General features: G+C 64.8%; 34 protein-coding genes. 24 read left to right on the top strand and 10 right to left on the bottom strand.

The genetic code is table 11. From position 1 onward, the window contains the following. The first annotated feature begins 119 nt into the window (after positions 1–119). Entirely contained in the window at positions 120–1184 is a 1065-nt protein-coding gene (locus HLH28_RS08370; protein WP_182957366.1) for a DUF7146 domain-containing protein, read from the top strand. Here the strand turns inward: HLH28_RS08370 and HLH28_RS08375 are convergent. Genes HLH28_RS08375 through HLH28_RS08385 form a run of 3 tightly spaced genes read right to left on the bottom strand, consistent with a single transcriptional unit; the run spans position 1170 to position 1785 of the window. Continuing rightward, complete coding sequence (locus HLH28_RS08375; RefSeq protein ID WP_182957368.1) at positions 1170–1370, bottom strand: DUF2905 domain-containing protein; 201 nt, start codon at positions 1368–1370, stop codon at positions 1170–1172. The two genes, HLH28_RS08370 and HLH28_RS08375, sit on opposite strands and share 15 nt — an antisense overlap. A gap of 9 nt (positions 1371–1379) precedes the next feature. Then, positions 1380–1535 (bottom strand): hypothetical protein, encoded by a 156-nt coding sequence (locus HLH28_RS08380; RefSeq protein ID WP_182957370.1) that lies wholly within the window; start codon positions 1533–1535, stop codon positions 1380–1382. Positions 1536–1545: 10 nt separating this feature from the next. Further along, on the bottom strand, positions 1546–1785 hold the full coding sequence (locus HLH28_RS08385) for a hypothetical protein (protein ID WP_182957372.1): 240 nt from the start codon (positions 1783–1785) through the stop codon (positions 1546–1548). A gap of 499 nt (positions 1786–2284) precedes the next feature. On the opposite strand from HLH28_RS08385, the gene HLH28_RS08390 reads away from it, so the two are divergent. Further along, a complete protein-coding gene (locus HLH28_RS08390) occupies positions 2285–3214 on the top strand; it encodes a DUF2493 domain-containing protein (RefSeq protein WP_182957374.1) in 930 nt (309 codons plus the stop codon). A 292-nt stretch (positions 3215–3506) separates the two neighbouring features. Here HLH28_RS08390 and HLH28_RS08395 read toward each other — a convergent pair whose 3' ends face one another. After that, positions 3507–4862: an inorganic phosphate transporter gene (locus HLH28_RS08395; protein ID WP_182957671.1), complete on the bottom strand. Its 1356-nt coding sequence runs from the start codon at positions 4860–4862 to the stop codon at positions 3507–3509. A gap of 377 nt (positions 4863–5239) precedes the next feature. Between HLH28_RS08395 and HLH28_RS08400 the strand changes: the two genes are divergently transcribed. Together HLH28_RS08400 and HLH28_RS08405 are read left to right on the top strand one after the other, a co-directional pair. Beyond that, positions 5240–5482 carry a NepR family anti-sigma factor gene (locus HLH28_RS08400; RefSeq protein WP_182957378.1) on the top strand — a complete coding sequence of 81 codons (243 nt, stop codon included), beginning with the start codon at positions 5240–5242 and terminating at the stop codon, positions 5480–5482. 236 nt (positions 5483–5718) lie between these two features. Next, a complete protein-coding gene (locus tag HLH28_RS08405; RefSeq protein WP_182957381.1) occupies positions 5719–6162 on the top strand; it encodes a hypothetical protein in 444 nt (147 codons plus the stop codon). Between the two features lie 76 nt (positions 6163–6238). On the opposite strand, the gene HLH28_RS08410 is transcribed toward HLH28_RS08405, so the two are convergent. Both HLH28_RS08410 and HLH28_RS08415 read right to left on the bottom strand, forming a co-directional pair. Continuing rightward, positions 6239–7039 (bottom strand): glutathione S-transferase family protein, encoded by an 801-nt coding sequence (locus tag HLH28_RS08410; RefSeq protein ID WP_338029688.1) that lies wholly within the window; start codon positions 7037–7039, stop codon positions 6239–6241. Next, positions 7036–7356, bottom strand: a complete 321-nt coding sequence (locus HLH28_RS08415) for a hypothetical protein (RefSeq protein WP_182957384.1) — start codon at positions 7354–7356, stop codon at positions 7036–7038. The genes HLH28_RS08410 and HLH28_RS08415 overlap by 4 nt, the downstream gene beginning before the upstream one ends. Positions 7357–7917: 561 nt before the next feature. Between HLH28_RS08415 and HLH28_RS08420 the strand changes: the two genes are divergently transcribed. The 7 genes from HLH28_RS08420 (at position 7918) to HLH28_RS08445 (ending at position 11293) form a co-directional block, all read left to right on the top strand. After that, positions 7918–8076, top strand: coding sequence for a hypothetical protein (locus HLH28_RS08420; protein WP_182957387.1), 159 nt, complete (start codon positions 7918–7920; stop codon positions 8074–8076). Positions 8077–8244: 168 nt separating this feature from the next. Then, positions 8245–8724, top strand: coding sequence for a hypothetical protein (locus HLH28_RS08425; protein ID WP_246395824.1), 480 nt, complete (start codon positions 8245–8247; stop codon positions 8722–8724). A 553-nt stretch (positions 8725–9277) separates the two neighbouring features. Next, positions 9278–9604: a DUF736 domain-containing protein gene (locus HLH28_RS08430; protein WP_182957393.1), complete on the top strand. Its 327-nt coding sequence runs from the start codon at positions 9278–9280 to the stop codon at positions 9602–9604. A 216-nt stretch (positions 9605–9820) separates the two neighbouring features. Continuing rightward, the gene (locus tag HLH28_RS08435) at positions 9821–10105 is read left to right on the top strand and encodes a helix-turn-helix domain-containing protein (RefSeq protein ID WP_182957397.1); all 285 of its coding nucleotides are present in this window, start codon (positions 9821–9823) and stop codon (positions 10103–10105) included. An 11-nt stretch (positions 10106–10116) separates the two neighbouring features. Further along, entirely contained in the window at positions 10117–10395 is a 279-nt protein-coding gene (locus HLH28_RS08440) for a DNA -binding domain-containing protein (protein ID WP_182957400.1), read from the top strand. Positions 10396–10527: 132 nt separating this feature from the next. Further along, positions 10528–10827 (top strand): transcriptional regulator domain-containing protein, encoded by a 300-nt coding sequence (locus HLH28_RS18055; RefSeq protein ID WP_246395827.1) that lies wholly within the window; start codon positions 10528–10530, stop codon positions 10825–10827. Beyond that, positions 10790–11293 (top strand): DUF2285 domain-containing protein, encoded by a 504-nt coding sequence (locus HLH28_RS08445; protein WP_338029689.1) that lies wholly within the window; start codon positions 10790–10792, stop codon positions 11291–11293. The genes HLH28_RS18055 and HLH28_RS08445 overlap by 38 nt, the downstream gene beginning before the upstream one ends. Positions 11294–11567: 274 nt before the next feature. Here HLH28_RS08445 and HLH28_RS08450 read toward each other — a convergent pair whose 3' ends face one another. The 3 genes from HLH28_RS08450 to HLH28_RS08460 form a co-directional block, all read right to left on the bottom strand. Beyond that, complete coding sequence (locus HLH28_RS08450) at positions 11568–12230, bottom strand: SOS response-associated peptidase family protein (protein ID WP_182957408.1); 663 nt, start codon at positions 12228–12230, stop codon at positions 11568–11570. A gap of 35 nt (positions 12231–12265) precedes the next feature. Then, a complete protein-coding gene (locus tag HLH28_RS08455; RefSeq protein ID WP_182957411.1) occupies positions 12266–12676 on the bottom strand; it encodes a hypothetical protein in 411 nt (136 codons plus the stop codon). Between the two features lie 230 nt (positions 12677–12906). After that, positions 12907–13044 carry a hypothetical protein gene (locus tag HLH28_RS08460; protein WP_182957414.1) on the bottom strand — a complete coding sequence of 46 codons (138 nt, stop codon included), beginning with the start codon at positions 13042–13044 and terminating at the stop codon, positions 12907–12909. 18 nt (positions 13045–13062) lie between these two features. On the opposite strand from HLH28_RS08460, the gene HLH28_RS08465 reads away from it, so the two are divergent. The 13 genes from HLH28_RS08465 (at position 13063) to HLH28_RS08525 (ending at position 25627) form a co-directional block, all read left to right on the top strand. Further along, a complete protein-coding gene (locus tag HLH28_RS08465) occupies positions 13063–13824 on the top strand; it encodes an ImuA family protein (RefSeq protein ID WP_182957503.1) in 762 nt (253 codons plus the stop codon). Further along, entirely contained in the window at positions 13739–15262 is a 1524-nt protein-coding gene (locus HLH28_RS08470; RefSeq protein ID WP_246395829.1) for a Y-family DNA polymerase, read from the top strand. Before HLH28_RS08465 ends, HLH28_RS08470 begins: the two co-directional genes overlap by 86 nt. Next, positions 15259–18423: an error-prone DNA polymerase gene (locus HLH28_RS08475; RefSeq protein ID WP_182957506.1), complete on the top strand. Its 3165-nt coding sequence runs from the start codon at positions 15259–15261 to the stop codon at positions 18421–18423. The genes HLH28_RS08470 and HLH28_RS08475 overlap by 4 nt, the downstream gene beginning before the upstream one ends. A 170-nt stretch (positions 18424–18593) precedes the next feature. Then, the gene (locus HLH28_RS08480) at positions 18594–18887 is read left to right on the top strand and encodes a helix-turn-helix transcriptional regulator (RefSeq protein WP_182957509.1); all 294 of its coding nucleotides are present in this window, start codon (positions 18594–18596) and stop codon (positions 18885–18887) included. After that, positions 18887–19951, top strand: a complete 1065-nt coding sequence (locus HLH28_RS08485) for a replication initiator protein A (protein WP_182957512.1) — start codon at positions 18887–18889, stop codon at positions 19949–19951. Before HLH28_RS08480 ends, HLH28_RS08485 begins: the two co-directional genes overlap by 1 nt. Then, a complete protein-coding gene (gene parA / locus HLH28_RS08490; protein ID WP_182957515.1) occupies positions 19948–20586 on the top strand; it encodes a ParA family partition ATPase in 639 nt (212 codons plus the stop codon). The genes HLH28_RS08485 and parA overlap by 4 nt, the downstream gene beginning before the upstream one ends. After that, positions 20583–21326 carry a DNA-methyltransferase gene (locus HLH28_RS08495; RefSeq protein WP_182957518.1) on the top strand — a complete coding sequence of 248 codons (744 nt, stop codon included), beginning with the start codon at positions 20583–20585 and terminating at the stop codon, positions 21324–21326. The genes parA and HLH28_RS08495 overlap by 4 nt, the downstream gene beginning before the upstream one ends. Beyond that, the gene (locus tag HLH28_RS08500; RefSeq protein ID WP_182957521.1) at positions 21323–21565 is read left to right on the top strand and encodes a ribbon-helix-helix protein; all 243 of its coding nucleotides are present in this window, start codon (positions 21323–21325) and stop codon (positions 21563–21565) included. The genes HLH28_RS08495 and HLH28_RS08500 overlap by 4 nt, the downstream gene beginning before the upstream one ends. Continuing rightward, entirely contained in the window at positions 21562–22059 is a 498-nt protein-coding gene (locus HLH28_RS08505) for a DUF2840 domain-containing protein (protein WP_182957523.1), read from the top strand. Before HLH28_RS08500 ends, HLH28_RS08505 begins: the two co-directional genes overlap by 4 nt. Next, positions 22056–22598, top strand: a complete 543-nt coding sequence (locus HLH28_RS08510) for a S26 family signal peptidase (protein WP_182957526.1) — start codon at positions 22056–22058, stop codon at positions 22596–22598. Before HLH28_RS08505 ends, HLH28_RS08510 begins: the two co-directional genes overlap by 4 nt. A gap of 1 nt (position 22599) precedes the next feature. Continuing rightward, the gene (locus HLH28_RS08515) at positions 22600–22938 is read left to right on the top strand and encodes a DUF736 domain-containing protein (protein WP_182957529.1); all 339 of its coding nucleotides are present in this window, start codon (positions 22600–22602) and stop codon (positions 22936–22938) included. Continuing rightward, positions 22925–23626 carry a lytic transglycosylase domain-containing protein gene (locus HLH28_RS08520; RefSeq protein WP_182957532.1) on the top strand — a complete coding sequence of 234 codons (702 nt, stop codon included), beginning with the start codon at positions 22925–22927 and terminating at the stop codon, positions 23624–23626. The genes HLH28_RS08515 and HLH28_RS08520 overlap by 14 nt, the downstream gene beginning before the upstream one ends. Positions 23627–23872: 246 nt before the next feature. Beyond that, positions 23873–25627 carry a relaxase/mobilization nuclease domain-containing protein gene (locus tag HLH28_RS08525; protein ID WP_182957535.1) on the top strand — a complete coding sequence of 585 codons (1755 nt, stop codon included), beginning with the start codon at positions 23873–23875 and terminating at the stop codon, positions 25625–25627. Positions 25628–25681: 54 nt separating this feature from the next. Here the strand turns inward: HLH28_RS08525 and HLH28_RS08530 are convergent. Then, positions 25682–26576, bottom strand: an 895-nt coding sequence (locus tag HLH28_RS08530) for a TonB-dependent receptor domain-containing protein (RefSeq protein WP_182957538.1), incomplete at its 5' end; no start/stop codon positions are given.

The raw sequence follows: 26576 nt of genomic DNA on the forward strand, positions 1-26576 counted from the left end.
TCAGGATGTCCGATTTCTATCCGATGTCCCGCTCTTCCCCGTCATATGCGTTTTCCAGCTTTTGCGCCCGGCGGGCGCATGGGATTTCCACACGGTTCAGGATCTCGGGAGGGATTGTTGTGAGCATGCACGATGCCGGCGACCTGTCGCGTTGCCTTGCGCAGCAGGCTGAGGCAGTCTGCCGTCACTATCTTTCCAATGGTCGCCGACACGGCAATTACTGGCAGGTCGGTGATGCGCGCAACGCGCTGGGCCGGTCTCTGTTCGTTCGGTTGCACGGGCCGGAGAGCGGAAAGGGGGCGGCGGGGAAATGGACCGACGCCGCCAGCGGCGAGCACGGCGATCTCCTCGACATCATCCGCGAGGTGCTCGGTCTGGTGGACTTCCGCGATGTCGCGGACGAGGCGCGCGCTTTCCTCGCGCTTCCGCGGCCAGAACCCATGCCGCGACAAGACCGGCGAGATGTCGAAAGCGCGCCGTCTGGTTCCACCGGGGCTGCGCGTCGGCTGTTCCATATGGCGCGCCCGCTGTCGGGCACGATCGTGGAAGCGTATCTCCGTAAACGCGGCATTACGGCTTTGCACGAAGCCGACGCCCTGCGCTGTCATCCGGCCTGCTATTATCGGCCCGAGGATGGCGGTCCGATGGAAACCTGGCCCGCGATGATCGCGGCGGTGACGGATGCGGAGGGTCATCTGACTGGGGTGCATCGGACCTGGCTCGCGCCTGACGGCGACAAGGCACCGGTCGCATTTCCCCGCCGGGCGATGGGCGCGCTGCTCGGCCATGGTGTGCGTTTCGGCGTGGCTGGTGAGATCATGGCCGTCGGCGAGGGCATCGAGACGGTGCTGGCGCTGCGCTCGGCGCTTCCGATCATGGCGATGGTGGCCTGCCTGTCCTCGGCGCATCTCTCCGCCTTTCTCTTTCCGTCTACGCTACGCCGGCTCTATATCGCCCGCGACCGCGATCCGGCCGGCGATCATGCGAGCATGACCCTGCATCAGCGCGCCGATCAGGCCGGGATCGAGGCGCTGACGCTCAATCCGCGTCTCGGCGACTTCAACGACGATCTGCAAGCCTTCGGACGGGACGCGCTCCGGACGACGTTGCGGGCCCAGCTCGCGCCCCAGGACGTGGCCCGGTTCATCGAGAATGTCGGCTGGTCCGGCTTACCGCCGGATTAGCCAGAGGATCAGCGAAAGGACCACGCTGATCACGACACAGGTCGCGATCAGCGCGTAGAAGGTAAAATTCGGCCGCTGGATCACGATATCGCCGGGCAGTCGCCCAAGCGGTAGCCGGGCCAGGAACGGCCACAGCATGCCGGCGAGCACCAGCGCGACGCCGACGGCGATCAGGGATTTGGACATACGGCTCCGTCAGCGTTGGGCGAGCTGGCCTTCGAGCTTCTTCTTCTCTTCCGTCAGCGCGTGGACGTGCTCCGGATTGTCCTTCTCCGCGCGTGCCAAATCGCGTTCCACCTCTTTCAGGCGGTGGGCGAGGCTTGCGGCGGACGGTTCGTGATGCGTGGTCATGCTCTCGCTCCTATTTCCGGTCCAGAACCTTGCGGGCGAGCGCCACGAGGTCGGATTTCTCCATGCCCTCGGGGTTATGCCGCGCTTTCTTCGCAATCTCGCGTTCCAACTCCGAGGCATGTTCGCCGCCCTTGAGCACGAAATCCGCCAGTTCCGTGACATCGGCCTTCGTCAGCAGCTTGGGCTCCTTGACGGCCCGCTCGGCGAGGGCGTGCAAACTGCTCGTTTCATGAGGAAGCCTGTCAGTCATGTCGATCCCATCCTGTTCTGCGGGTGCGTTTCCAATTCTCTAGACGTGGGGATGCGACCGGGCAGGTTACAGGGGCGCCAATGCGGGGCAGCGATGCACGAGCGGGTCCAGGCATCAGCCTGGTGTCTATCGCCCGGAGGGATCGCGTGCTTTCCCCGGATGGCCGGGACGGGAAAGCAGGAGGGGGGCTCGGCCCGATGTCCGTGCTCGAGGATGTTCCCCGGTGAAGCGCGCGCCGGCCTTCCCGAGGAGGGGAGCGGGCGTCAGCCGGGCCGGGCCTGCAATGGCGGAGGCCGGCTATTTTCCGTCGCGCGCCCCGCCCCACGCGACAGGTCGCGTGGGGCGGGGCGCGCTTTACATCGCGAGGCAAAATAGCCGTCCTCCCTGCCATCCTGCGCGGTGCTCCGGCCGCGCGATGCGCGGTTCCGGCCTGTCCCGGCCGCCGCTGTCCGCCCCCAGGGAAGGCCGCGATGGGCGCGGCTCCCCGGAGGAATGCATCATGACCGCCGCCGACACCGATCCCTTCGAGCCGCCGCACGCCGCTTCATCCACCGCCCACGTCCTGACCGAGCTTCAGCTCTATGGCTACCGTCCCTTCGCGGATGAGCCGGATCCGAGGCCACTGCCTGACGCCGGACGCATCGGCGGCGCGGTGGCCGACATATTCGACGCCCTGGCCGCCACGCTGACCGACACGAGGCTCGAACCTGATCTCGAAGCACTGCTCTGGTCGGCCGTGAACATCTTCCACCGCATGGCCGGCCAGGTGGAGCGTGAGCTTGACCGCAACGAGCAGGCGCAGAAACGCAGCCAGCAGGCGCAGGATGGCAGCGAAATTCGTTCGGTGGAACTGGAGCGGCTGATTGCGGAAGGGCTGACCCTGATCGAGCGCCGCACTGCCTACGAGATCTTCCGCGACGAGGCGCAGGAGCAGTTCGAGCGCCTGACCATGAGCGCGTGGCGTCCGAAGACGGGATCGCTGGTCTCTCGCCGCACCATGACGGCCTCGATGATCGACAGCCGTGACTTCCTCAACGCCCGTCGCCGCGCCGAGGGCGAACTGCTGGTGCCGCCCGGACCCAAGGTGATCGTCACCGGGGGCCTGGACTTCGAGGATCACACGCTGATCTGGGACCGTCTCGACAAGGTCCGCACCAAGCATCCCGACATGGTGCTGCTGCATGGCGGTTCGCCCAGGGGTGCGGAGTTCATCGCCTCGCGCTGGGCCGATCACCGGCAGGTCGTGCAGATCGCTTTCAAGCCGGACTGGACGAAGCACCGCAAGGCAGCGCCCTTCCGCCGCAACGATGCGATGCTCGACACTATGCCGATCGGGGTTCTGCACTTCCCCGGCAATGGTATCAATGCCAACCTTGCCGACAAGGCGAAGGGTTTTGGCATCCCGGTCTGGACGTTCGGCGGTGCGTAGGCACCGCCGCTTCGTCAGATCCGGAAACCGCCTTCTCATTGCAACCGAGTGCCGCCGATAAAGCTAGGAGTTCATCTACGATCAATATAGCGAACTGATACCGGTGATCATCCATTGCCGCGCACCGCGGCACCGCCCGCCGCGCGATCGGCACCGCCGTGAAACCCGGCGTCGCCCAAATCGGATATTGGCTAGGCAGTTCGCCCACGGTCACGTTGATTTCCGCACATGCAGCGTGCCAGTAAACTTCGGTTACCCGAATATACGGCCGCTGCGCGATCAGGCGCGGCCATCACATGCTCAGGACGTAGAACAGACCCGTCGCGATGGCGATGGTCACCGGCAGGGTGAAGATCCAGGCCAGCGCGATCTTGACCAGCATGCCCCGATTGATGCCCGAACCCGAGCCCAGCATCGTCCCGGCGATGCCGGCGGTGATGATGTGGGTAGTGCTGACCGGGAGCCCCGTATAGCCGGCGGTGGCGATCAGCCCCGCGCCCACCAGTTCGGCCGAAGCCCCCTGCGCCGGGGTCAGATGGGTATTGCCGATCTTTTCCCCCAGCGTATGGACGATACGCTTGTAGCCCACCATCGTGCCGATCCCCAGGCACAGAGCGCTGAGCAGACGAACCCACCAGGGCGCGTACTCGACCGTGGGGCGGAACTGGCTGCCGATGGATTTCGCCACCTTCTTTTCCTCAGCCGACGCCGCCGGATTGGCGGCAACGGCCTTCAGACCGGCCACCACCTCGTAGATATCGGCACGCAGTTGCGATGGCACCACGGCATCCGGCTTCGTCTGCTGCAGTCGGCCGGCGGCGGCCAGGGCTTCGCCCCGCAATCCATCATGGTCGTATCTGTCGAGCAGCGGGGCCACGATCGCCGCGCGTTCGGCTACATGCGACACATCCGGCGCGGCGCCCGGATTGAGCGCGAAAGTCGCCGGCAGGATGCCGATGATCGTCAGCATGATCAGGCCGATGCTTTTCTGGCCGTCATTGCTGCCATGCGAGAAGCTGACCCCAGTGCAGGTCAGGATCAACAGACCGCGCACCCAGCCGTGCGGCGGCTTATCGCCCTTCGGCGGGCTATACAGGTCGGGATCCTTCACCAGATGCTTCAGGATGAAATAGAGCCCCCCGGCGCCGACGAGGCCGAGGATGGGTGAGATTGCCAGCGCGCGGAGAACCTTCCAAATTTGCGACCAGTCGACACTGTTTCCCAGATCGCGTGTGTGCAGCAGCGCATCGCCGATCGCCACCCCGATCAGGGCCCCGATGACGCAGTGGGAGCTGGAGTTCGGGATACCAAACCACCACGTGAACAGGTTCCACGCCAGCGCCGTGCCGAACAACGCCATCAGCATCGGGACCGCCGGATCGCCATTGGGCGGCGACAGCACATCCGCCGGCAACAGCTCCACCAGGCCATAAGCCACGCTGATGCCACCCAGAATGACGCCCACGAAATTCATCAGACCCGACCAGATGACCGCGGTCCTGGGCTTGAGCGAATTGGTGTAGATCACGGTCGCCACCGCATTGGCCGTATCATGAAATCCGTTCACGAACTCAAAGACGCAGACCAGCAGAAAGCAGACGACTAGAGCGAGAATGGACAACGCCGAAAAGGGAACGAAATGCAGCATGGGGAAGCGCACCTGATCTGTTTTGGCCCGCTCATAGCCGAAACATCGGGGAGCTTTCATCCTCTGAATAGGATGTTCATAAAACCTTAATGACTCTCGGGCTCGGAAGGCTTCGATATCGGACATCTGACATTATATAGAAAATATCCCATCATTGAGACATTGTTGGCTCAATTTCGAGAACGGTCGACCTTATAGATGGCCCATGCATAGGGTCCAAATAAGGGCATTCTTGACGATAGAGCGCATCCTTGAAACATCATTAGACCGATTGATGCTCCAAAGACTGCGTATTCAGAATGAGCCTCAAATTGCAGTTGTGTCGCGGCTACCGCTCATGGATCCTTTTTTCCAATTACCTCCGCCGGAGGCACGTCATGACCGATAGCGCTTTTTCGATGTTTTTAAGACAAAATCTTAAGAGTTTGTACGATGATACACTCTCGGTTCCAATCCCGGACGCCCTTGCCCGGCTCCTTGAACCATTTGATGAGGACAAGAGCGGCTTCCTAACCGCTGAACACGAACGCGGCGACATGTGTCAAGATGGCGCGCGGATCTATACAAATACTGAGGATTCCGGGGATGAAAATTTTCCTCCGCATCCGAGCCGTGTCTAGAGACATGGGTGCATGATGGACAGGCGCACTTGAGCGCGTTTCTCCGAGGCGTCCGGGCAGGAAAAGTTCCGTTTCCTCGTCCCTCTCGCTGCCGCGAGCGACAAACGTTGGCAAACGCCATGCAGCGTTCGTCCTGATCGTTGGTAGCCAAAGCCTCCTACCTTCCCAATGCGCACCGCAGTTCTGATCCGGGCCGCGGGGACCATGATCCGAGAGATTACAGAGAAATCTACAACATGCGTATTCTGTTAACAGGTTTGGTAGCTCCTCTTTTCGCAATTAGCGCGGCTCTGGCTACGCCGACCAAGCCATTGCCTTCATTACAGGGGAGCATTACCACCCCGTTTGGGGTCAAAGTGTTCCAGGATCGACATGTCAACCATGGGATGATTTCAGTCCACGCCAGCTTTTCTGGTCGAATGGACTCAACACTCCAGCGCGTGTTTGTCGATAGCGGGCCAAATATATTTAAGTTTGAAAATCAAGATTTCGAATACAATGTTGCGCTTTGGGCAGAATCGTCTCTCTCCGGCATCCACCTGTTCGCATGCGCGAAAAGCAACGATGCGAGTACTTGCTCGGATATTCCGCTAAAGGCACACGACGCCACTCACGCCGTGCTGAGCAATCCTGTCAACGGTCACTTGCTGTGGCTCGATATTAACGAGGTATCCAAATAGACCCTCCGAGTCTCGCCGATCACGTGCGTGCCTTCGCCAGAGCAGGTGCTTGTTTTGGCCTAGATCCCCAATTTCCTTAAGACGCGATTGGAATATATCCCGGCAGGGCTTCTATCCGCGTCATCCATGCGCGGATCGCATCGTACGGCTCCAGATCTATTCCGCCGTCCGGGGCGAGGGCAATATAGGGATAGGCCGCACAGTCGGCGATGCTGGGCCCGCGCAGGGCCAACCAGTCGCGATCCGTGAGGTGCGCATTGATCGTAGCAAGGACGTGCGATGAGAGACGCACAGCCTGATCGTAATTCAGGGGATAATCGAATTTGCGCACCAGCCGCGCATCGGCTGGGCCGTGCTGGATCTCATTGGCGCTGACCGAGAGCCATTGCATAACCTTCGCACGCGACAATGGGTCCGGGGGATACCATTCCGGTTCCGCATATCTTTCCGCCAGATAGACCAGGATCGCCTGGGAATCCCAGATGACGACCTCGCCGTCCTGCAACACCGGCACCTGCTGCCAGGGATTCAGCGCCGTGAACGCGGGCTGCCTGTGCTCGCCACCTGCCAGGTCGACCTCCAGGGTCTTCAACGGAATGCCGGCAAGCGCCGCGAACAGGCGCACTTTGTAGCAATTCCCGGATGGTCCGCAATCATACAGTACACGCCGCGCCATGATGTGCTCCCCCGTTTTGGCGGATTGTATTCCAGCCTTCGCTTGAGGATAAGGCGGTCTGACCAGGCGCAAAAGCGCGTCTGGAACCGGCTCTTTCGTCACGTTATCAAACGTGCGCCGCAAGGCACCTTTCAGCCAGACATCAAATGCCCGATCTCGGAATTCCCACTCGCGGATGGACCTCGGCATGTGGCGGGTCAATGGCGTGTTCCGCCGTAATCCTGCTCCATCTTCAGCAGGATTTCAGCCTGGTTTCGCACCTTTAGCCAGAATTCAGCGTCATCGATCAACCCATCTTCCAGACAGCGTGCGACATGACGTCGGATCGTGACAAGGGCTGCCATGCCGCAGGTCCAGATCATGGTCGACGCCACGGCGAGAGCCGTCATGCCTGGCCCATCATAGTCGTTCTGCATCGCTATGCGCCCGGTTGCGTCCGATGGATGTGCAACGGCAGGCAGCAGGTGATAACACGCCGCTTCTGGCGTTGGGGGTAACAGCGTATCGTCATGAGACATGGGTATGACCTTCTTATCCCCATTTAAAAAACAAGTTTCCCCATTCGCCGCTGGTTATGGTCCGATGTTGTATGAGTCGATACCCGACAGTGGTGCTCGACTCCACGCAAGAAGCGCTGCGACACGCCACCTCCCGGATGTCACACAGTATTGCCCATCGCTATCCGTAGGCAACTATTTTAGACGCCTTTTAACTGGAGCCTGTCTGATGACACGCGCGGCTGCCCCGGTGCCGCTGATCCGGCCCTTCGGGTTCTCTTGCCCCACGCCTGCGGTATCATCCGGCTGCCCCAGGTTGACCTCTGCGAAATCTGGAAGGGGGGCCGTCTCTTCAGTCTGCCCATCCTACCATGCGTGGCCGAACCGCGTCGTGGACGGGCGGTGCCCCCAATTTTGCCGAACGGAGCAAGGAGCGTGCTGCCGCGCGCCATGTTCCTGGCCCCATTCGACAAAATCGGCTCCCCCACCCACCGGCAAGCCGGTCGCCCAGGGGCGATCCAAGACCCGGTCCGTCCCCGCATGACCCATCTGTCCTGTCTTCAATACGAAAGGAGCAGGACAATGACCACGCTGTACGACACCATCCAGCAACTGCGCGCCGAACTCGCCAGCTTCCATCTCACCCGCCGGGAGCGGGCGGCGATCGAGGCCGAACTCGCGGCGGCGATTGCCCGGCAGGCGGAACGCGACCGGGCTGCCGATGAGGAGGCTCCCGCATGACGCGGGAGCTTTCTGACCTTTGGGCGCGCGGCCCCGCCTATGGGCTTGTGTTCTCTCCGCTGCCGTAACTTCCTGATGGAATTTCGCGCTCAAAGCGTCTATATTAGTCGTGCGCTGGGGAGGTGGTGGAAAGCGCGATCATCCAATCCTGTACAACGGAGATCGCAGATGGTTATCTTCGCGCCCTTCATCCTCCTGTCCGCTCTCGGTCTTTTCTGCTGGCTGATCTTTGTGGTCGCCGTTTACGCGCTGCCCTTCTATGTCGGGCTCAACGCCTTCTTCGGCAGCCTGCATACCGGCGCAGGCTACCTCGGTGCCATTGTGATCGGCATCGTCGCCGGTGCGGCAACGCAGGCTGCCGGGCAGATGGCGTTTGCGATGGTGCCAGTCGTCTGGTTCCGGATGGCACTCGGCCTGCTCTACACCATTCCCGCCGTCATCGCCGGCTACTGCGCCATGCTCGACGTATCGCAGCTCTGCGTCCCGTCCTCTCTCTGGCGGCACATCTTCGCCGTGATCGGTGCGGTCTTTGTCGGCGGCACGGCCTGGGTCCGTATCGGCGCGGAACTCCCGCCGGCGACGCCGGCTCTTGGCAAGGATGGCACGCTCCCCGGTCGCGCGCTGATCGATCCGACCGGACAGGCATAGGCCGCGCTCTGCTGTTCCGGCCGCCATGGAGACGGTCGGGGCATCAAGGCCGGGATCATCCAGCCTGATCCAGACCGCGAATGCGGCCGCTCGGACGAAAGATCTTCTCCCGCCGCTCCAACTCCGTCGCTTGGGCACTCAGGTGGCCGCGCGCAGCACATCGTCCCCGACGTCGCCTTCTTCGAAATAGGGCAGCGTCCATCGTCCGTCGGAGGAGCTTGTATCTCGACCCGACTCTCCGCGCGACCTGACGGAAACACGCCGGTCAGCCACATTTCTCCCGGAGATGCTGTGAGGCAACGACCACCCCGTCCTCTTCTGGCCTGATCTGCCCGAGGTCGGCTTCGCCTTGATCGCCCTTGGGCAACGCCGTCGTCAGGACTTTCTTCCCCTGGCGCCAGGGCGCCATTCCTCGCGAGGCAAGAAAGTCCTGCCGCCGCCGTCCTGCGCGGTGCTCCGGCCCGCAAGCGGGTGCCCAGGTCGCTCGCCCTCGTGCGGACGATCGCCATCGAGGCCGCGGTGGTCGCCGCCCGATAACAGCAGGAGAAGTCACATGGCCAACATCGGTTCCTTCAAGAAGGCCGGCAACGAGATCCAGGGCGAGATCGTCACCCTGTCCCTCCAGACGAAGAACGTCCGCTTCGTCGCCGAAGCCAACCGGAGCAACGACAACGCGCCCAGCCACCGGGTCTTCGTCGGCCGGATCGAAATCGGGGCGGCATGGAAGAAGATCTCCAACGAGGGCCGCGACTATCTCTCGGTCAAGCTGGACGATCCGAGCTTCAACGCGCCGATCTACGCCAATCTCTTCCGGGACGAGGATGGCGAGGATTACAGCCTGATCTGGTCCCGGCCCAACGGGCGGCGCAACGGGGAGTGAGCCGCCTCGGCCCCGCCCGGCTCTCCGGGCGGGGTTTCGTCTTCCCCAAGGGACGCCGGCAGGCCCCGAGCAAGGGACCCACCGGTCACGGCGAAGATGTGCCGCGACCGATTCGGAAAGCGGCACGTCTTGAAAAAATACACTTGAATCGTCGTTATGCGACTAATATAGTCGTATTTCTGGTGTGCGCCCATCTCTTGTCGGATGTGATCGTGGATGATCACTGGCCGACAGGTACGGGCAGCGCGGGCACTCCTGAACTGGACGCAGGAACGGCTCGCCGAAGAGGCCCTTGTAGCATTGACCGCGCTGAAGCGTCTCGAATCCCAGCGTGGTCTCGGTGTCCATGAGGGCACGATCGACCAGGTCCGCCGCGCGCTGGAGGCGGCGGGCATCCTGTTCATCGAGTCCAGACAAGGGCGTGGCGTCATGTTTCTTCACGAGACTTCCGGCACCGAGACGCGGCAGGGTAGGATCCGTCGCGTCCGTTCCTCGACCTGATCGGTTCAATCATGCAGCAGCCCCCGCTCGACCCCTCCGTCGCCGACAGCGCCCCGGAGGCGTCCTGTCTGACCGGCTATGACGAACAGCACCTCATCACATATCTCCGCCTGCTGGACGCCGAGGCCGACGGCGCCGATTGGCGCGAGGTCGCCCGCATCGTGCTCCACCGCGACCCGGCGGCCGATCCCGAGGGCGTCCACCGCTGCTGGCACAGCCATCTGGCGCGAGCGCACTGGATGACAGAGCACGGCTACCAGCATCTCCTCCGTGGCGGCGCCCCCCACTGACACCCTTAATCGTTGCGTGATTCGCAAGACCTGTTGCATGGCCGGGGCGTAGCGGGCACCGGGATGGGCTGGCATACTCCCGCGAGCAAGTGCTTGCCCTGCTCCCACCCGTTACGCAATGGAGACGACGCCATGAACCGCGCCAACTGGCGGTCGGCGGGCGCGTATGAGGGCCTGCGGTCGCTCGACGCCCCTGCCTTTGCCTTGCAGTGTGTCAGCCGTAACCGTGACTTCCTCCGTGAGCGGGCCGCCCTTCAGCGCGCCACGCGCCGGGCTGCGCTGTCCGCATCAGACGCCGAGGCGTTCGCCCGGCGCTGGGGGTTGCGATTTCGAAAGTGTGCGCAGTGCGCTGAACCCGCGCACTGCCTTATGGACTGCTGCGGCGCTGCCGGGCGTGATCGCACTGACGGATCTTCCGGCCGGTCTGGCTGATCCGGATCACCCGCCGCTTTCCTCCGTTTTCATCGGCTTGCCGCCAGGCGAGGCTGGTGAACTCCTGATCCAGCGTCCGGGCGCCGTTCTTCGCCTGCATCTCGCCCCGCCCGGGATCGAAACGGCCTCTGTCGTCCTGCCGCTCGACGCCTTGTTCGAGGTGCGCGTCCAGGCCGCGTTGCGGCTCTGGCGCGCCCTGATGGGGCGGCGTCCTGGGCCCGATCCTTCGATCCTGTCGCGTGGGCGGATCAGCCGGCTGATCCTGGCGCTTCGTACACTCGATGGCTTGGCCGCCGGCGTCTCGCAACGCGAAATTGCGTCCGTTCTCTTTGGCCAGGACATTTCCGCGCGGCACTGGCTCTCGCACGATCTGCATTTCCGCACGAAACGGTTGGTGTCGTTCGCACGTGGTCTCGCCGAGGGTGGCTACCGTCGCCTGCTCCTGCATCCGTTCCGGGGGCGATAGCGGGGCACGTATTTCGGTGGTGCCGTCCCTGTCAATTTCGATCTCGTTTTTTGCCAGGACAACACGGCGCTCCGCGCCGCGAACGGAAGGCGCCAAGGCGCCGTCTCGGCTCCTGTTCCGTTCTCTCGGCCCGTCTCGGACCTCGTTGGGATGACGGGCCTCACACGATTTGCCTTTTCGCATGAAACGGCTGGTACGTTTCGCGCGGGGGCTGACAGAAGGAGGATACCCGCGCCTGCTGCTTCATCCGTTCCGGGGACGATAGCGAGAGGGGCTATTGCTGTGGCGGTGGGTCTTCCGGGGTCGCCCTGGCAACGATGGTCAGGGTCCCGTCAGGCAACGGGTGCTGCAAGCGCAGCGCATCGTCGATCGGCGCCGTCATCCAGCGGTCGATCTCCTCCTTGCTGGTCAGGATCACTGGCATGGCCTCGGGATGAATGGCTCCGACTTCGTGATTCGCCTGGGTCGTGAGAAAGCCGAACAGGTCATCCGTCGTCTCTCCGTCCTTCGCTTTGCGCACGGACGTCCACCGGCACCAGATGCCGGCAAAGAAAGCGAGTGGACGGGTTTCGCCGAACGCGAACCAGGCCGACGGCCGGGAACCGTCCGGCTGCGGTTCGGGCTCGGCGAAACTGGTAAAGGGCACGACGCAGCGATGCACGACATCGAGCCACGGCCGCCAATGCGGCGACTGCGGATTGCGGATGTTGGTCACGCCCCGATCCACCGTCTTGCCGACGAGATAGCGGGGCGGCGTCGGCATCCCCCAGCGCGCCATCACCAGTTCGCGACCCTCCGCCGAATTGCGGACGATCGGCGCCATCATGTTGGGATAGATACCAGGCAATGGCGGCAGATTACCGGTGCGGTCGACCATGATCTTTGCGAGGTCGCGGATCGCCTGCTGGTTGGTGGTCATCGAAAACAGATTGCACACGGATCGCTTTCTCTTCTCTTTCTCGCACGCGATGGCTACGCCCGCGAAATCCAGCCGACGAAGCTCAGCCAAAGGCCTAACAGCAGCACGATTGCGGCGGCGATCAGCAGCAGCGGGGGCGTTTCCACGACCGCGGCCGTCATGGCGGCGCCGAGGCTCGGCACGACCATGAGCGTCGCGCCCTTGAGTGTGATGACAATGCCGATCAGAGAGAGCGCAATCGCGCTCGGGCTCTCCCACCGAAGATGCAGCGCGACGATGGCGAGGCCCGCCATGAGGGTGAACGCGCCGGTGGCCAGCACGAGCGGGCCGTTCTGCATGAAGACCGGCAGCAGCATGGGCAATGTGCCCAGGCGGGCGAACAACGCGACAGCGAGCACGACGAGATAGGGCCCGATGATACGGGCCAGGGTTTGCGTCCGAACCGCGGGAAGATCGTCGGGCATGGGTATCTCCGTACATACGGCAATGGCAGGAACGCATGGGCGAAGGCAAGGAACACATCATTTTTCGTGAAATTGCGCCATCCTGACCGGCCTCCGGTGGGCGGGGACTCGGGCGGACGGCCGATCCCCGCTCTGGCGCGATGCATGGCGGCCTGGCTTTGCGCCGCGTTCAAGCCGTCGAGAGGGGCCGCTCTCATGATGCGGATGTAACCCGCTGTCCTGCAATGGAATCACGGTGTCGCCGCCACGATGTCGATCCCGGCCTCTCCATTTGGGGCGACCCCCGCACGCCCGATGCGGCGTTGACTCTTGGGCAGGGTCAGGAACAGATAGGGAACAAACTGCCCGACCGCCGGTTGGGAAACCATCCCGGAAACCGATCGACCATGTCCACGCCCCTATCCCGTCCCCCGCTGGAGGCGCTGCGGGACCAGATCCGCCGCCTCGAAGGATCGGCCACCCGCCGGCGGGCCGTGCTGCCCTTTGGCATCCGTGACATCGATCGCCGCCTGCCGGGTGGCGGCCTGGCGCTCGGCGCCTTGCACGAGGTGGCAGGCGGCGGGAACGACGCTCTCAACAGCGCGGCCGCCGGGCAGTTTGCCGCCGGCATCGCCGCGCGCACCAAGGGCAAGGTGCTGTGGATCGTCACCCGCCAGGATCTGTTCGCCCCCGCCCTGAAACAGGTCGGACTGGGCGGGAGCCGGGTGATCTATGTCGAGGCTGGGGCGGACCAGGATGTCCTGGCCTGCTTCGAGGAGGGGCTGCGGCATGGCGGTCTGGGCGCCGTCGTGGCTGAGGTCGCGCGCCTGTCGATGACCGCCTCCCGCCGGCTGCAACTGGCGGCCGAAACGTCCGGCGCGCTGGGGATCGCCGTCCGCCGCTGGCGACGGCAGACCGAGGCGGCTGATTTCGGCCAGCCGACCGCCAGTGTCACGCGCTGGCGGATTTCGGTCCTGCCGTCCGAAACCCTGCCGGTGCCAGGCGTCGGACGGGCGCGCTGGCTGCTGGAACTGATCCGGGCGCGGGCCGGGGAATCCGCCGATTTCGAAGTGGAGGCTTGCGATGGCAAGGGTCGTCTCTCTCTTCCTGCCGCTGTGGCCGACGGACCGGATCAGGAAAAGGCTGGGCGCCGACGCACCCGCGCCTGAGGCGCCGCTGGCGCTGGTCGGGCGCGAGGGACGACGCCGCGTCGTGCTGTCGGTTGACCTCGCCGCCCGCAAGGCGGGCGTGCGCCCTGGCACACCAGTCGCCAAGGCGCAGGCGCTTTACCCTGATCTGATCATCATGGATGCCGACCAGGAGGGCGACCGGATCGGGCTGGAGAAGCTGGCGCTGTGGTTCCAGCAGCGGATCGCCCCCCTGGTGGCGGTGGATGTGCCGGACGGTCTGGTGCTGGATACGACGGGCGCCGATCATCTGCATGGCGGCGAGCCGGCCATGCTGGCGGAGATGGTGCGGCGGCTGCGAGAAGCCGGCATCACCGCCAAGGCTGTGGTCGCCGACACGCTGGGCGCGGCCCATGCGCTGGCGCGCTATGGCCGTGCGCGCGCCCTGGTGGTGTCGGCCGGGGAGACGGCCGCCACGATCGCGGACCTGCCGATCGAGGCCCTGCGCCTGCCGGACAATATGATCGAGGGCCTGCGGGCGCTGGGCGTCGCGACCATCGCTTCGCTCGCCGCGATGCCACGCGCGCCGCTGGCGCTCCGCTTCGGGCCGGACGTCGCCCGCCGGCTGGACCAGGCTTATGGTCGCATCAGTGAGGCCATCTTGCCGGTTCGGCCGGTTGACCCGGTCACGGTCAGCCGGAATTTTGCCGAGCCGATCGGGGCCGCCGAGACGATCGCCCGCTATATCGGCAAGCTGGTCCTGCCGCTCTGTCAGGGACTGGAAGAGCGCGGGCAAGGAGCCCGGCGTCTCGACCTGGTGCTGCACCGCGTCGACAGCCGCACCGAGGCGATCCGCATCGCCACCGCGACGCCGGTGCGTGACGTCAAACGCCTGACCAGGCTGCTGTGCGAGAAGATCGAAACCATCGATCCGGGCTTTGGCATCGAGCGTATGGTCCTGACCGCCACGCTGGCCGAGCCGATCGCGCCGCGCCAGAAAATCTCCTCGCTGATCGCGGAGGAGGAGCCCGATGTCTCGGATCTGATCGACACCTTGGCCAATCGTGTCGGCCATCATTCCCTGTACCGCTTCGCTCCGGTGGAGAGCGATGTGCCGGAGCGGTCCTTCTGCCGGGTGCCGGCGCTGGCACCGGACGACCAGAAGGACTGGCCCCATCACTGGCCCCGGCCGACCCGGCTGCTGCCGCGGCCGGAGCCGATCGAGACGATGGCCGTGCTGCCGGACCATCCGCCGGTGTTCTTCGTGTGGCGCGGCATTCGCCGCCGGGTGAAATGCGCCGACGGTCCGGAGCGGGTGTTCGGCGAATGGTGGCAGGGGGATGCCGAACTGACCACGGTGCGCGATTATTTCCGTCTGGAAGACACGTCCGGCGAGCGGTTCTGGGTCTATCGGTCGGGCGACGGCGAGCACGGTGAAACCGGCTCGCAGGGGTGGTTTCTGCACGGGATCTTCGGATGACCCGCTACGCCGAATTGCAGGTGACGAGCTATTTCTCGTTCCTGCGCGGGGCGTCATCGCCGCTTGAACTGTTCGAGCAGGCGAAGGCGCTCGGTATCGCGGCGCTGGGTGTCGCCGACCGCAATTCCCTGGCCGGCATGGTGCAGGCCCATGTCGCGGCGAAGGCCTCCGGCGTCCGGCTGGTCGTCGGCTGTCGCCTCGACCTCGCCGATTTCCCGCCGGTGCTGGTCTATCCGACCGACCGCGCAGCCTACGGCCGCCTATGCCGGCTGCTCAGCCTGGGCAAGAGCCGTGCCGGCAAAGCCAGATGCCATCTGCTCTGGGAAGACCTGGTGGCCTGGGGCGACGGGTTGCTCGCCATCCTGGTCCCCGACGTCGCGGACGAGGCCTGCGCCCTGCATCTGCGCAAGCTGAAGGATGCGTTCCATGACCGCGCTTACATGGCGCTGACCCTGCTGCGCCGGCCCAATGACCAGATGCGGCTCTATGAACTGGCGAACCTGGCCCATCAGGCACGCGTGCCGACCGTGGTGACCAACGATGTGCTGTTCCACACCCACGACCGCCGCATCCTGCAGGATGTCGTGACCTGCATTCGGCACAATACCACCATCGACGAGGCGGGTTTCGCGCGTGAGCGCCATGCCGATCGCTATCTCAAGCCACCCCAGGAGATGGCGCGTCTGTTCGGGCGCTATCCCGAGGCGGTCGACCGCACGATTGCGATCATGGAGCGCTGTCGCTTCAGCCTCGATGACCTGGCCTACCAATATCCCGATGAAGTCTCGGTGCCGGGCCAAACGCCGCAGCAGGCCCTCGAAGCGCTGACCTGGGAAGGGGCGCGGTCATTCTATCCCGAAGGGATTCCTGACGAGGTAACGGCCAGCCTGAATCACGAACTCGCCCTGATCGGCCGGATGCAATACGCGCCGTATTTCCTCACCGTGAACAGCATCGTCCGCTATGCCCGCAGCCAGGACATTCTCTGTCAGGGGCGTGGCTCGGCGGCCAATAGTGCGGTCTGCTATGTGCTGGGCATCACCGCCATCGATCCGGCGCGCAATTCGCTGCTGTTCGAGCGGTTCGTATCGGAGGAGCGGGGCGAGCCGCCGGATATCGACGTCGATTTCGAACACGCCCGGCGCGAGCGGGTGATTCAATGGGTCTATGGGCATTATGGCCGTGAGCGCGCCGCCCTGACCGCGGTGGTGATCCGCTATCGCGCCAAGGGCGCGTTGAGGGATGTGGGTAAAGTGATGGGCCTGCCGGAGGATCTGATCGGCACCTTGTCCGGTCAGATCTGGGGCTGGTCGAAAAATGCCGATCCGGAGCAGTTCAGGGACACCGGCATCGACCTGTCCGATCGGCGCATCCGGCTGACGCTGGATCTGGCGTGCTGCCTGATTGGTGTCCCGCGCCACCTCTCGCAGCATCCGGGAGGCTTCGTGCTGACCCATGACCGGCTCGACGAGCTGGTGCCGATCGAGCCCGCCGCGATGGATGATCGTCAGATCATCGAATGGGACAAGGACGATATCGACGTCCTCAAATTCATGAAGGTCGATATCCTGGCGCTGGGCATGCTCACCTGCATGAAAAAGGGGCTCGACCTGCTGGCCGAGCATAAGGGGCAGCGCTTCGCGCTCGCCACCATCCCGGCCGAGGATCCGCTGACCTACGCCATGATCCGCCGGGCGGACACGATCGGCGTCTTCCAGATCGAGAGCCGCGCCCAGATGTCGATGTTGCCGCGCCTGAAGCCGCGCGTGTTCTACGACCTGGTGATCGAGGTTGCCATCGTCCGCCCCGGTCCGATTCAGGGTGATATGGTCCATCCCTATTTGCGCCGGCGTGAGGGCATCGAGCCGGAAGAGTATCCCACCCCGGAACTGGAAAAGGTTCTGAAAAAGACCTTGGGCATCCCGCTGTTCCAGGAACAGGCGATGCAGGTGGCCATGGTGTGCGCTGATTTCACCGCCAGTGAGGCCGATCAATTACGTCGCGCGATGGCCACCTTCAAGAACACCGGCACGATCGGCCGGTTCCAGACCAAGCTGATCGAGGGCATGAAGGCGAACGGCTATACGGAAGAATTCGCCGAGCGGATCTACCTGCAGCTCGAAGGGTTCGGATCCTATGGATTCCCGGAGAGCCACGCCGCGAGTTTCGCGATTCTCTCTTATTCCTCCTCCTGGCTGAAATGCCATCATCCTGATGTGTTTCTGGCCGCCTTGCTCAATTCCCAGCCGCTTGGCTTCTACGCGCCCGCGCAACTGGTGCGCGATGCGCGCGAGCATGGTGTCGAGATCCGGCCGATCTGCGTCGACGCTTCCCGCTGGGACAGTAGGCTAGAAGGACCGGAAACGGCGGGCGGCCGGTTCGCCGTCCGGCTCGGCATGAGCCTGGTCAAGGGTCTGGCCAACACCGACGCCGCCCGCATCGTGGCGGCGCGCGGGGCGCGGCCCTTCGCATCGGTGGACGATCTCTGGCGCCGCGCCGGCGTGCCGGTCGCGGCACTGACCCATCTCGCGGAAGCCGATGCCTTCCGGCCGGCGCTCGGCCTCGCCCGACGCGAGGCGCTATGGGCGATCAAGGCGCTGCGGGACGAGCCTTTGCCACTGTTCGCGGCGGCGGCGGTCGCCCGCGAGGCCGAGGAGCCGGACGTGCTGCTCCAGCCGATGCGCGCCGGGGCCGAGGTCACGCGCGATTATAACCGGATCGGCCTGACGCTGCGCGATCATCCCGTCTCCTTTCTCCGCGACGATCTGCGCCAGCGGAAATTTTTTTCCTGCCGTGCGGCCCTGGACGCGCGCGACGGCAAGCGGCTGGATGCCGCGGGCCTGGTTCTGGTCCGTCAGCGCCCGGGCTCCGCCGAAGGCGTCGTGTTCCTGACCCTGGAGGATGAAAGCGGCGTCCTCAATGTCATCATCTGGAAGGATATTTTCGAAAAATATCGCCGCGTCGTCCTCGCGGGGCAAATGCTCGGCATCAAGGGGCGGCTCCAGAAAGAAGGCGAGGTCGTGCATCTGGTGGCGCTCGAGATCACTGATCTCTCCGCCCTGCTCGCCGATGTCGGCAACCGCGATTTCGACCGGGTCCACGGGGCCGTCGCAGATCGTTCTGTCGAGACACTCTCCGTAAAATCAAGAAACTTTCATTGATTCCGTAGCCGATAGCGGTGAGCCGTCATGGCCATTCTATCCGCTTGTCTAGGACCGATCTCGCCCCCCGGTGAGATCGGTCCTAGTCCCGAAAGACCCCGCTCCGCCACGCTGATCCCTGCTGGCCGCATCTGTCCCGCGGCCCCAGACAGCGATCACGGAGCTTTCTCATGTCCGCCAATTACAGCGACCTGCCGCCGCGCTATCTGCGCACGCCTGACGCTTCGCGCTTCGTCGGGCTTTCCATTCGCACCCTGGAAAAACACCGTATTTACGGCACCGGCCCGCGCTATTCGAAGCTCGGTGGCCGCGTAGTCTATCGGGTCGATGAGTTGCAGGCCTGGGTCGAGAGCGGGGCACGTGCCCACACCTCCGACACCACCGCCGGCACGGTGTCGGCCGCCGCGCGGCAGAGCCCGCTGATCCCGCCGACACCGGCGACCACACGCGGGAACCGCCGCTGATGCGCACGTCCGACCGGAACCATTCCGAGCGCACGAAGCTCGCGGTGTTCCGCGCCATCCCTGGCAAACTCGCTCCACGCGACGCGCAGGATCTGATGGCATTTCCGTTCTTCAGCCTGTCCAAGACATCGCGGATCCTACCGATCGATTTCCGGACGCCGGACGTCACCATCCGCGTGGAAGCGACCGGCGAATACGGCATGGCGACGATCTGGGATGCGGACGTGCTGATCTGGGCGGCGAGCCAGATCGTGGAAGCACGGGACGCGGGTCGTTGCACCTCGCGTCTGATGGTGGCGACGCCGCATGAAATCCTGGCCTTCATCGGCCGGGGCGACAGCGCGCGGGATTACGAACGGCTGGAAGCGGCTCTCGACCGGCTGCAATCCACCACGATCAAGACTTCGCTGCGCCATGCCGGTACGGGACAATTGCACCGGTTTTCCTGGATCAACGAATGGAAGCGGCATACCACGCAGGAGGGCCGCGCCCGCGTCGTTGAGCTGATCCTGCCGGACTGGTTTTACCAGGCGGTGCTCGATGACGCGCTGGTGCTGACCATCGATCCAGCCTATTTCCGGCTGACCGGCGGTCTGGAGCGCTGGCTCTACCGGCTTGTCCGCAAGCATGGCGGCCGCCAGCGTTCAGGCTGGAAATTCGATTTCCAGGTTCTGCATCTCAAATCCGCCAGCCTCTCCCCCTATCGTCGCTTCGCCTTCGAACTCCGCGCCATCGTCCGGCGGCAGCCATTGCCCGGCTATCGGCTGACCGTCGAGCGGACCATGGATGGCCGCGAAATCCTGACCTTTTCTCGCGACAAATTATCCACAGGGTCATGTGGACAAACTGTGAGTCCGTCCGTGCTATCGGGAACGCCCGAACCGGCGGAAGCCGTGATTTCGGGAACAGCGAAGCCGTGCTTATGTGAACAAAAATCGCCGAATCGCGACAGTGAATCAAAGGATTATGACGCCCTTAACTTAGAATCTAACTTAAAAGAGTCTAACTTTAAGGATGTTGGCACCCCGCCCGATCTGTGGATAACCCCCGGAGAGAGGCGGTGATCGTGGCCTTCCTCAACCAGAAGGGCGGCGTCGGCAAGACGACGCTGGCGCTGCACCTCGCCGGCCAATGGGCTCGGGAAGGCCGGCGCGTGACGGTCATCGACGCCGACCCGCAGGGCTCGGCACTGGACTGGTCGGCGCAGCGCGCACGAGAGGGACTACCCCGGCTGTTCGGCGTGATCGGGTTGGCGCGCGACACGCTGCACCACGAGGCGCCCGAACTGGCTCAGGGGGTGGATCACGTCGTTATCGACGGTCCGCCGCGTGTGGCGGCATTGTTGCGCTCCGCCCTGCTAGCCGCCGATCTGGTGCTGATTCCAGCCCAACCCTCGCCCTTCGACGGCTGGGCCTCGGCCGAAATGCTGCGGCTGCTGGCGGAAGCACGTCTCTTCCGTCCCGGTCTGCTGGCCCGTTTCGTGCTCAACCGCTGCGCCGCGCGCACGGTCATCGCCCGCGAAACCCGGCTGGTGCTCGCCGGGCACGAGCCGGCGGCGCTGGCGGCGCGGATCGGTCAGCGGGTCGCCTTTGCCGATGCTGCGCGCACAGGCCGCCTGGTCTCCGACCTGCGCCCCCAAGGGATTGCTGCCCGCGAAATCGCCGCCCTGACGGCCGAGATCGGGGGGCTGGTGCCATGACCCTGCTGACTGGCGACAGCGCGCTCCTGATGCCTCGGTGCGGCCCCTACGACATGATCCTGGCCGATCCGCCCTATGGCGATACCGCGCTCGCCTGGGATCGCCGCATTTCGGGCTGGCCGGCGAAGGCGCGCGGCGCCCTGAAACCGAGTGGCTCGCTGTGGGTGTTCGGCTCGCTGCGGAGCTTTCTGGCGACCGGTGCGGAATTTCGCGACGCGGGCTGGAAATATGCCCAGGAACTGGTCTGGGAGAAGCAGAATGGCTCCAGCTTCCACGCCGACCGTTTCCGGCGCGCGCATGAATTGATCGTCCAGTTCTATCGCGACGATGCGCCCTGGAGCTGCGTCTACAACGACGTCCCGACGACGCCGGACGCACGGGGGCGTACCGTGCGGCGAAAGCACCGGCCGCCGCACATGGGGCTGATCGATGCCGGCCATTACGTCAGCGAGGATGGCGGCCCACGCCTGATGCGCTCCGTGATTCCGGTCCGCAATGCGCATGGCCGCGCCATCCATCCGACCGAGAAGCCGGTGGCATTGCTGGAGATCCTGATCCGCACGAGCTGCCCGCCGGGTGGCCTTGTGGGCGACTGGTTCGCCGGATCGGGCGCCGCGGGCGTCGCCTGCCGGCTTGCCGGCCGTCGCTATCTCGGCTCCGAGATCGATCCTGTCATGGCGCAGAGGGCGCGCGACCGCATCGCCTCCGTGCTGCCGCTCGGCGAGGGAATTGCGCCATGACAGGCCGTCGCACGCTGCCCGGCTTCGCGTCGCGCCCCGCCGACCCGGAGCGCTGGGTCAAGGCGCCGGACAAGTCCGCGATCACCAACCGCTTCACCGCCCGGCTGACGATCGACGTCACGCCGGCGCTGCGCGCGCGGCTCAAGGTCGCGGCGTTCCAGCGCGGCATCACGGTCGCCGACATGCTGCGCGCCCTGCTGGCCCGCGAGTTCCCGGATAACCCAGGAGACACGCCATGAACGCCACGCACGAGGCAGCGTCCGGTCGTTCCGCCGACGTCTTCGCCCATGTCGAAATGACCTGGATCGAGAAGCGTATCGAGCACTGGATCCGTTTTGGTCACGTCGTCCATGAGCAGGTTCTTGATCGTCGCCGGCGGATACTGAGTTTTCCGCCGGGCACCGTGTTCGCGTTCCTGCGCTGGGCGGCGAACGATTACGGCACGGTGGTGTCCTGCATCGACATCGTGCGCGTCACCCGTCCCGGCGAGCCCTATCAGACGGTGCCGTTCGTGCGCCCCGGTGGTGAGAGCCTGCTGCGGCAGAGCGGCTGGCCGAAGGTCCGGCTGGTGCTGGAAGCGATAGACCGCATCGAAGCTATCGGCATCGACCCCGTCGATGTTGCGCCCGACCATTGGCGGCATCTGCACAATCGGATGCTCTCCGGGCAGGCGTCACGTCCCTACACTCCCGACCATCACCACGCCTGGCTGCGCCGGAGGGCGGTGTCATGAGCCGGCTTGGTTGGTTCCTCACCACCTATGTCGCGGTGATGGCGATCGTGCTGGGTGCGGTCTTCCGTCCGGCACCCCGGCTGATCTGGAATGCCACCGCCAGCACACCGGTCGGGCTGTATCGCCTGCAGCCAACGCACGAGTTGCATGTCGGCGACCTGATCGCGATCCGGCCCCCGGCCGACATCGCTGGGATGCTGGCGCGCGGTGGCTATCTGCCGCTCGGCGTGCCGTTGCTCAAGCCGGTCGCGGCACTGCCGGGACAACTGATCTGTCGGGTCGGCGCCATCGTGTCGGTTGACGGCAAGCCACTCGGCGATGCGCGGACTCACGATCATCGCGGCCGTCCGCTGCCAGTCTGGCAGGGCTGTCGGCACGTCCTGCCCGGCCAGATCTTCGTCATGAACCCGGCGGTCCCGACCAGTCTCGACGGCCGCTATTTCGGCGTTCTGCCGGTCGATGCGGTGCTCGGCCATGCCCAGCCGCTGTGGCTCGCGCCGTCACCGATTTCTCCCACCCCCAAGCAGAAACGAGGCTGACATGGCCCAGATCGGTACTTTCACGCGCACGTCTGACGGCTTCGCCGGTCGCCTGCGCACACTCGCCCTCGACGTCGAACTGACGATCGTGCCGGCGACCTCGTCGGACGCCGAACACGCGCCCGACTATCGTGTCCATCTCGGTGACGCCGACGCCGGACCGGAGATCGGTGCCGGCTGGAAACGCACGGGCGAGAAAGCGGGCACCTACCTCTCGCTCGTTCTCGATGACCCCATGCTGGCGCAACCGATCCGCGCCAATCTGTTCCAGTCCGACCGGCAGGGCCGAGCCTTCCATCTGGTCTGGAGCCGCCCGGTGAAGCGTGATGACCGGCGGTAAATTGAGGCTCCGGCTGTTCGGTGTCGTGCTTCCGGTCGTCGTGTCCATGACGATACCGAGGCATGTCGCGGTCGCCGATCCCTACGCCGACATGATCGCGGAGGCGGCCACGCGCGCGCAGATTCCGGCCTCATGGATCGCTGCCGTCCTGCATACCGAGAGCCGGGGCGATGCGCATGCCGTGTCGTCGGCGGGCGCGATGGGGCTCATGCAGGTGATGCCCGGAACATGGGCCAGCCTGCGCACGTCGCTCGGGCTCGGCGACGATCCGTTCGACCCGCACGACAACATTCTGGCGGGGGCGACCTATCTGCGCTGGATGCGGGATCGCTACGGCGAGGCCGGATTCCTCGCTGCCTATAATGCCGGTCCCGCGCGCTATGACGAGCATCTCGCGACCGGCCGACCGCTGCCTGTCGAGACGCGGAACTACGTCGCGTCGGTCAGCGCGCGGCTGGCTCTTCCGTTCGCGGACGACATCACGATTGGCGTCCCGTTGGCACCATCCTGGCAGGACTCTTCCCTCTTTCCGGCGTCATTCCTGCGCGCAGGAGATGCGTCCCGGTCTGTCGATGGCGCACATGATCCGGCACATTCATCTGGTTCCCGGCTGACCGACTGGACGGCGCTCGCACCGCAGTCAGCCGGGCTGTTCATCGCGTCAGGGCATGGGGAGGCGCGCCGATGATCCCCGTTCCGGTCCATCGGGCGCTCGCGGGCTATGGGTGCCTTGGGGATGGGCTGCCGGGGGGAGACAGGCAACGGACAGAAGGACGGCAAGATAAAAGCCGCGATCGTGATCGGCGGCAAATGGTTGGTTGGATTGGCTTTTTCGATCTTCTGCCTCATGTCACGAGCGGCCCCTGCATTGTTTTCCCCAATCATTTCAATGCTCCGGGCGCCGGCACCCTTTCAGCAAGAATGGAGTTGGCCCATGGCGACGGGTGACGATGATTTCCAGGTTCGGCCCGGCCGCATCCAGCATGGCAACCAGGGCGCGCGCCGTCCCAGATCGTTCGTCGGCGAGGTCATGCGGGCCGCCAGGAAGGCTGGTCATACCGGCAGGCATTTTGGCGGCGCGGATGGTCCGAAAGGACGATCGACTTTCGGGCGCGGCCGGCGCGCGGCCTTGTCGATCGCCAAGCGCTCGCCCGGCCGCCGCGTCGTCGTCAAGGCGCGCATCGTCCGCCATCAGGGCACACGCTTCCGCTCGGCACCGCTCGCCCGGCACATCGCCTATCTCAGGCGCGAGGGCGTCACTCGCGACGGCGAGAAGGCCCGCATGTTCGACGCCGGGTCTGATGCCGCCGATGATCGCGCCTTTGCCGAACGCTGTGCTGACGACCGCCATCATTTTCGCTTCACCGTCTCGCCCGAGGATCTGGCGCAGATGCGGGATGTCCACGGCTTCGCGCGCGAACTGATGCAGGACATGGAGCGCGACCTTGGCACCAGGCTGGACTGGGTCGGGGTCGACCACTGGAACACCGACAACCCGCATGTCCACATCCTGGTGCGCGGGGTCGCCGATGACGGCAAGGATCTGGTGATCAGCCGCGCCTATATCAGCCAGGGCCTGCGCGACCGCGCCGCCGAACGGGTGACGCTGGAACTTGGCCCACGCAGCGAGCAGGAAATCCGCACCGCCCTGGACACCGAGATCGGCGCCGACCGCTGGACCAGCCTCGATCGCGCGTTGCAGGACTTCAGCGACGAAGGCGGCGGCATCGTCGATCTGCGGCCGGGCGCGGGTGCCGAAGACCCGGAACTGCGGCGCCTGCTGGTCGGAAGGGCGACCAAGCTGGAAGGGCTGGGCGTGGCCGAACGGGTCGGGGTGGCACGCTGGACCCTCAAGCCGGGGCTGGAAGCGACGCTGCGCGATCTCTCCCTTCGGGGCGACATCATCAAGACCATGCACCGCGCCATGGCCGGCGGCGGGGTGGAACCCGATGTCGCGGGTTTTGCGATTCATGGCGAGACGCTGGCTGATCCCATTCTCGGCCGGCTGGTCGAGCGCGGGCTGGATGACGAGTTGAAGGGCTCGAGCTATGTGGTGATCGCGGGCACCGACGGGCGGACGCATCATGTCCGCTTCCCCGATCTGGACCTGACCGGGGACGCGAAACTCGGCGCGATCGTCGAGACCCGGAGCTGGGAAGACGCGAAGGGCACGCAGCGCCTGTCGCTGGCGACCCGCTCGGACTTCACGCTGGCCGAGCAGGTGACGGCACCCGGTGCGACCTGGCTCGACCGCCAGTTGCTTGCCAAGGATCCGGCGCTGGCCAACGCGGGCTTCGGCGCAGAGGTCCACAAGGCGATGGCGCAACGGATCGACCGTCTGGAATCCGAGGGGCTGGTCCGGCGGCAGGGCGAGCGGGTGGTGTTCGCGCCCGACCTGATCGGCACCCTGCGCCAGCGCGATCTCGATCAGGTGGCGGCCAGGCTTGCGACGCAGACCGGGCTGGAGCACCGGCCCGCGAAGGAAGGCGAGATCGTCTCGGGGGTCTATCGCCAGCGGGTGGTCCTGTCGTCGGGTCGCTTCGCCATGGTCGATGACGGGCTGGGCTTCCAGCTCGTGCCGTGGCGCCCGGCGCTGGAGCAGAAGCTCGGCCGCCATGTCAGCGGCACGATGTCGCCAGGCGGCAACGTCGACTGGAATTTCGGACGGAAGCGCGGGCTCGGATTATAGGTCGCCGCGTAAGGCGCAGCCAGGAGGGCAATACCCCGCGCAACCGACGACGCCTTAGAACTCCGCTGACAGGGTGAAGTGGTAGACGCGCGGCAGTCCCGCATACAAGGTCGATGCCGCACCGGACGTGCCGCTCGGCGCGCCGGTATAGACCGAGGCCCAATACCGTTCGTTGGTGACATTGCTAACGCCGAAACGCGCGACCCACGGAAAGCGGGCGACGTGGAAAGCATAGCGCGTGCCCAGTTCCAGCGTGGTGTATGATCCGGTATGCAGCGTGTTGGTTACGTTGGCCGCGCGGTTGCCCATGTAATGGACCCCGGCATTGAAGGCCCAGCCCGACGCGAAGCTGCCCATCGAGGCCGGAAGGCGGTAATCCAGCAGCAGGCTGGCCTGCAGCGGTGCGGCGCCGACGATTTCCTTGTCGTTATAGGCGGCGGTCCTGCTGCCGACCAGTTCCGCATCCAGCCAGGTCATGCCGGCGAGAACGGAGAGGTTGGGCAGGACCTCGCCCGAAACCTGGGCTTCCACGCCGTAATTGCGCTGCGTTCCGCCATAGGTGTAGGTCTGGCAGGTCGTGCCGCCGGCGCAGGTGCCGTTTGCCGCCGCGACATACATCGCATAGGGCGAGGTCATGCGGAAACCGTCGACGTTGAACTGCATCTTCTGATAACGCAATTTATAGCCGACTTCATATTCTTCGGAATGCGCGATCGGCAGCGCGATGTTCGTGTTGGTATAATACTGGCTGTTGGGCGTCACGGGGCCCGCTTCGACCGACCGCCCATAGGTGAAATAGAGGGTCTGGTTGTCGGTCGGCTTGTACATCACGCTGGTGGTCGGGCTGAAAGCCGCGTCGGCCGAAAAGGTTTTCTTCAGTGCGCTGCTGGCATTCAGCGCCCCCTTCTGGTCGATCCAGCTCCAGGCCAGCGTGCCCATGATCGACCAG

The sequence above is a fragment of the Gluconacetobacter tumulisoli genome, assembly GCF_014174155.1.
GTDB classification, from domain to species: Bacteria; Pseudomonadota; Alphaproteobacteria; order Acetobacterales; family Acetobacteraceae; genus Gluconacetobacter; species Gluconacetobacter tumulisoli.

Bases quoted from the DNA above. Each gene is read 5' to 3' on its own strand.
- HLH28_RS08375 (WP_182957368.1), bottom strand. From the start codon at position 1,370: ATGTCCAAATCCCTGATCGCCGTCGGCGTCGCGCTGGTGCTCGCCGGC.
- HLH28_RS08380 (WP_182957370.1), bottom strand. From the start codon at position 1,535: ATGACCACGCATCACGAACCGTCCGCCGCAAGCCTCGCCCACCGCCTG.
- HLH28_RS08385 (WP_182957372.1), bottom strand. From the start codon at position 1,785: ATGACTGACAGGCTTCCTCATGAAACGAGCAGTTTGCACGCCCTCGCC.
- HLH28_RS08390 (WP_182957374.1), top strand. From the start codon at position 2,285: ATGACCGCCGCCGACACCGATCCCTTCGAGCCGCCGCACGCCGCTTCA.
- HLH28_RS08395 (WP_182957671.1), bottom strand. From the start codon at position 4,862: ATGCTGCATTTCGTTCCCTTTTCGGCGTTGTCCATTCTCGCTCTAGTC.
- HLH28_RS08400 (WP_182957378.1), top strand. From the start codon at position 5,240: ATGACCGATAGCGCTTTTTCGATGTTTTTAAGACAAAATCTTAAGAGT.
- HLH28_RS08405 (WP_182957381.1), top strand. From the start codon at position 5,719: ATGCGTATTCTGTTAACAGGTTTGGTAGCTCCTCTTTTCGCAATTAGC.
- HLH28_RS08415 (WP_182957384.1), bottom strand. From the start codon at position 7,356: ATGTCTCATGACGATACGCTGTTACCCCCAACGCCAGAAGCGGCGTGT.
- HLH28_RS08420 (WP_182957387.1), top strand. From the start codon at position 7,918: ATGACCACGCTGTACGACACCATCCAGCAACTGCGCGCCGAACTCGCC.
- HLH28_RS08425 (WP_246395824.1), top strand. From the start codon at position 8,245: ATGGTTATCTTCGCGCCCTTCATCCTCCTGTCCGCTCTCGGTCTTTTC.
- HLH28_RS08430 (WP_182957393.1), top strand. From the start codon at position 9,278: ATGGCCAACATCGGTTCCTTCAAGAAGGCCGGCAACGAGATCCAGGGC.
- HLH28_RS08435 (WP_182957397.1), top strand. From the start codon at position 9,821: ATGATCACTGGCCGACAGGTACGGGCAGCGCGGGCACTCCTGAACTGG.
- HLH28_RS08440 (WP_182957400.1), top strand. From the start codon at position 10,117: ATGCAGCAGCCCCCGCTCGACCCCTCCGTCGCCGACAGCGCCCCGGAG.
- HLH28_RS18055 (WP_246395827.1), top strand. From the start codon at position 10,528: ATGAACCGCGCCAACTGGCGGTCGGCGGGCGCGTATGAGGGCCTGCGG.
- HLH28_RS08455 (WP_182957411.1), bottom strand. From the start codon at position 12,676: ATGCCCGACGATCTTCCCGCGGTTCGGACGCAAACCCTGGCCCGTATC.
- HLH28_RS08460 (WP_182957414.1), bottom strand. From the start codon at position 13,044: ATGGTTTCCCAACCGGCGGTCGGGCAGTTTGTTCCCTATCTGTTCCTG.
- HLH28_RS08465 (WP_182957503.1), top strand. From the start codon at position 13,063: ATGTCCACGCCCCTATCCCGTCCCCCGCTGGAGGCGCTGCGGGACCAG.
- HLH28_RS08470 (WP_246395829.1), top strand. From the start codon at position 13,739: ATGGCAAGGGTCGTCTCTCTCTTCCTGCCGCTGTGGCCGACGGACCGG.
- HLH28_RS08475 (WP_182957506.1), top strand. From the start codon at position 15,259: ATGACCCGCTACGCCGAATTGCAGGTGACGAGCTATTTCTCGTTCCTG.
- HLH28_RS08480 (WP_182957509.1), top strand. From the start codon at position 18,594: ATGTCCGCCAATTACAGCGACCTGCCGCCGCGCTATCTGCGCACGCCT.
- HLH28_RS08485 (WP_182957512.1), top strand. From the start codon at position 18,887: ATGCGCACGTCCGACCGGAACCATTCCGAGCGCACGAAGCTCGCGGTG.
- HLH28_RS08495 (WP_182957518.1), top strand. From the start codon at position 20,583: ATGACCCTGCTGACTGGCGACAGCGCGCTCCTGATGCCTCGGTGCGGC.
- HLH28_RS08500 (WP_182957521.1), top strand. From the start codon at position 21,323: ATGACAGGCCGTCGCACGCTGCCCGGCTTCGCGTCGCGCCCCGCCGAC.
- HLH28_RS08505 (WP_182957523.1), top strand. From the start codon at position 21,562: ATGAACGCCACGCACGAGGCAGCGTCCGGTCGTTCCGCCGACGTCTTC.
- HLH28_RS08510 (WP_182957526.1), top strand. From the start codon at position 22,056: ATGAGCCGGCTTGGTTGGTTCCTCACCACCTATGTCGCGGTGATGGCG.
- HLH28_RS08515 (WP_182957529.1), top strand. From the start codon at position 22,600: ATGGCCCAGATCGGTACTTTCACGCGCACGTCTGACGGCTTCGCCGGT.
- HLH28_RS08520 (WP_182957532.1), top strand. From the start codon at position 22,925: ATGACCGGCGGTAAATTGAGGCTCCGGCTGTTCGGTGTCGTGCTTCCG.
- HLH28_RS08525 (WP_182957535.1), top strand. From the start codon at position 23,873: ATGGCGACGGGTGACGATGATTTCCAGGTTCGGCCCGGCCGCATCCAG.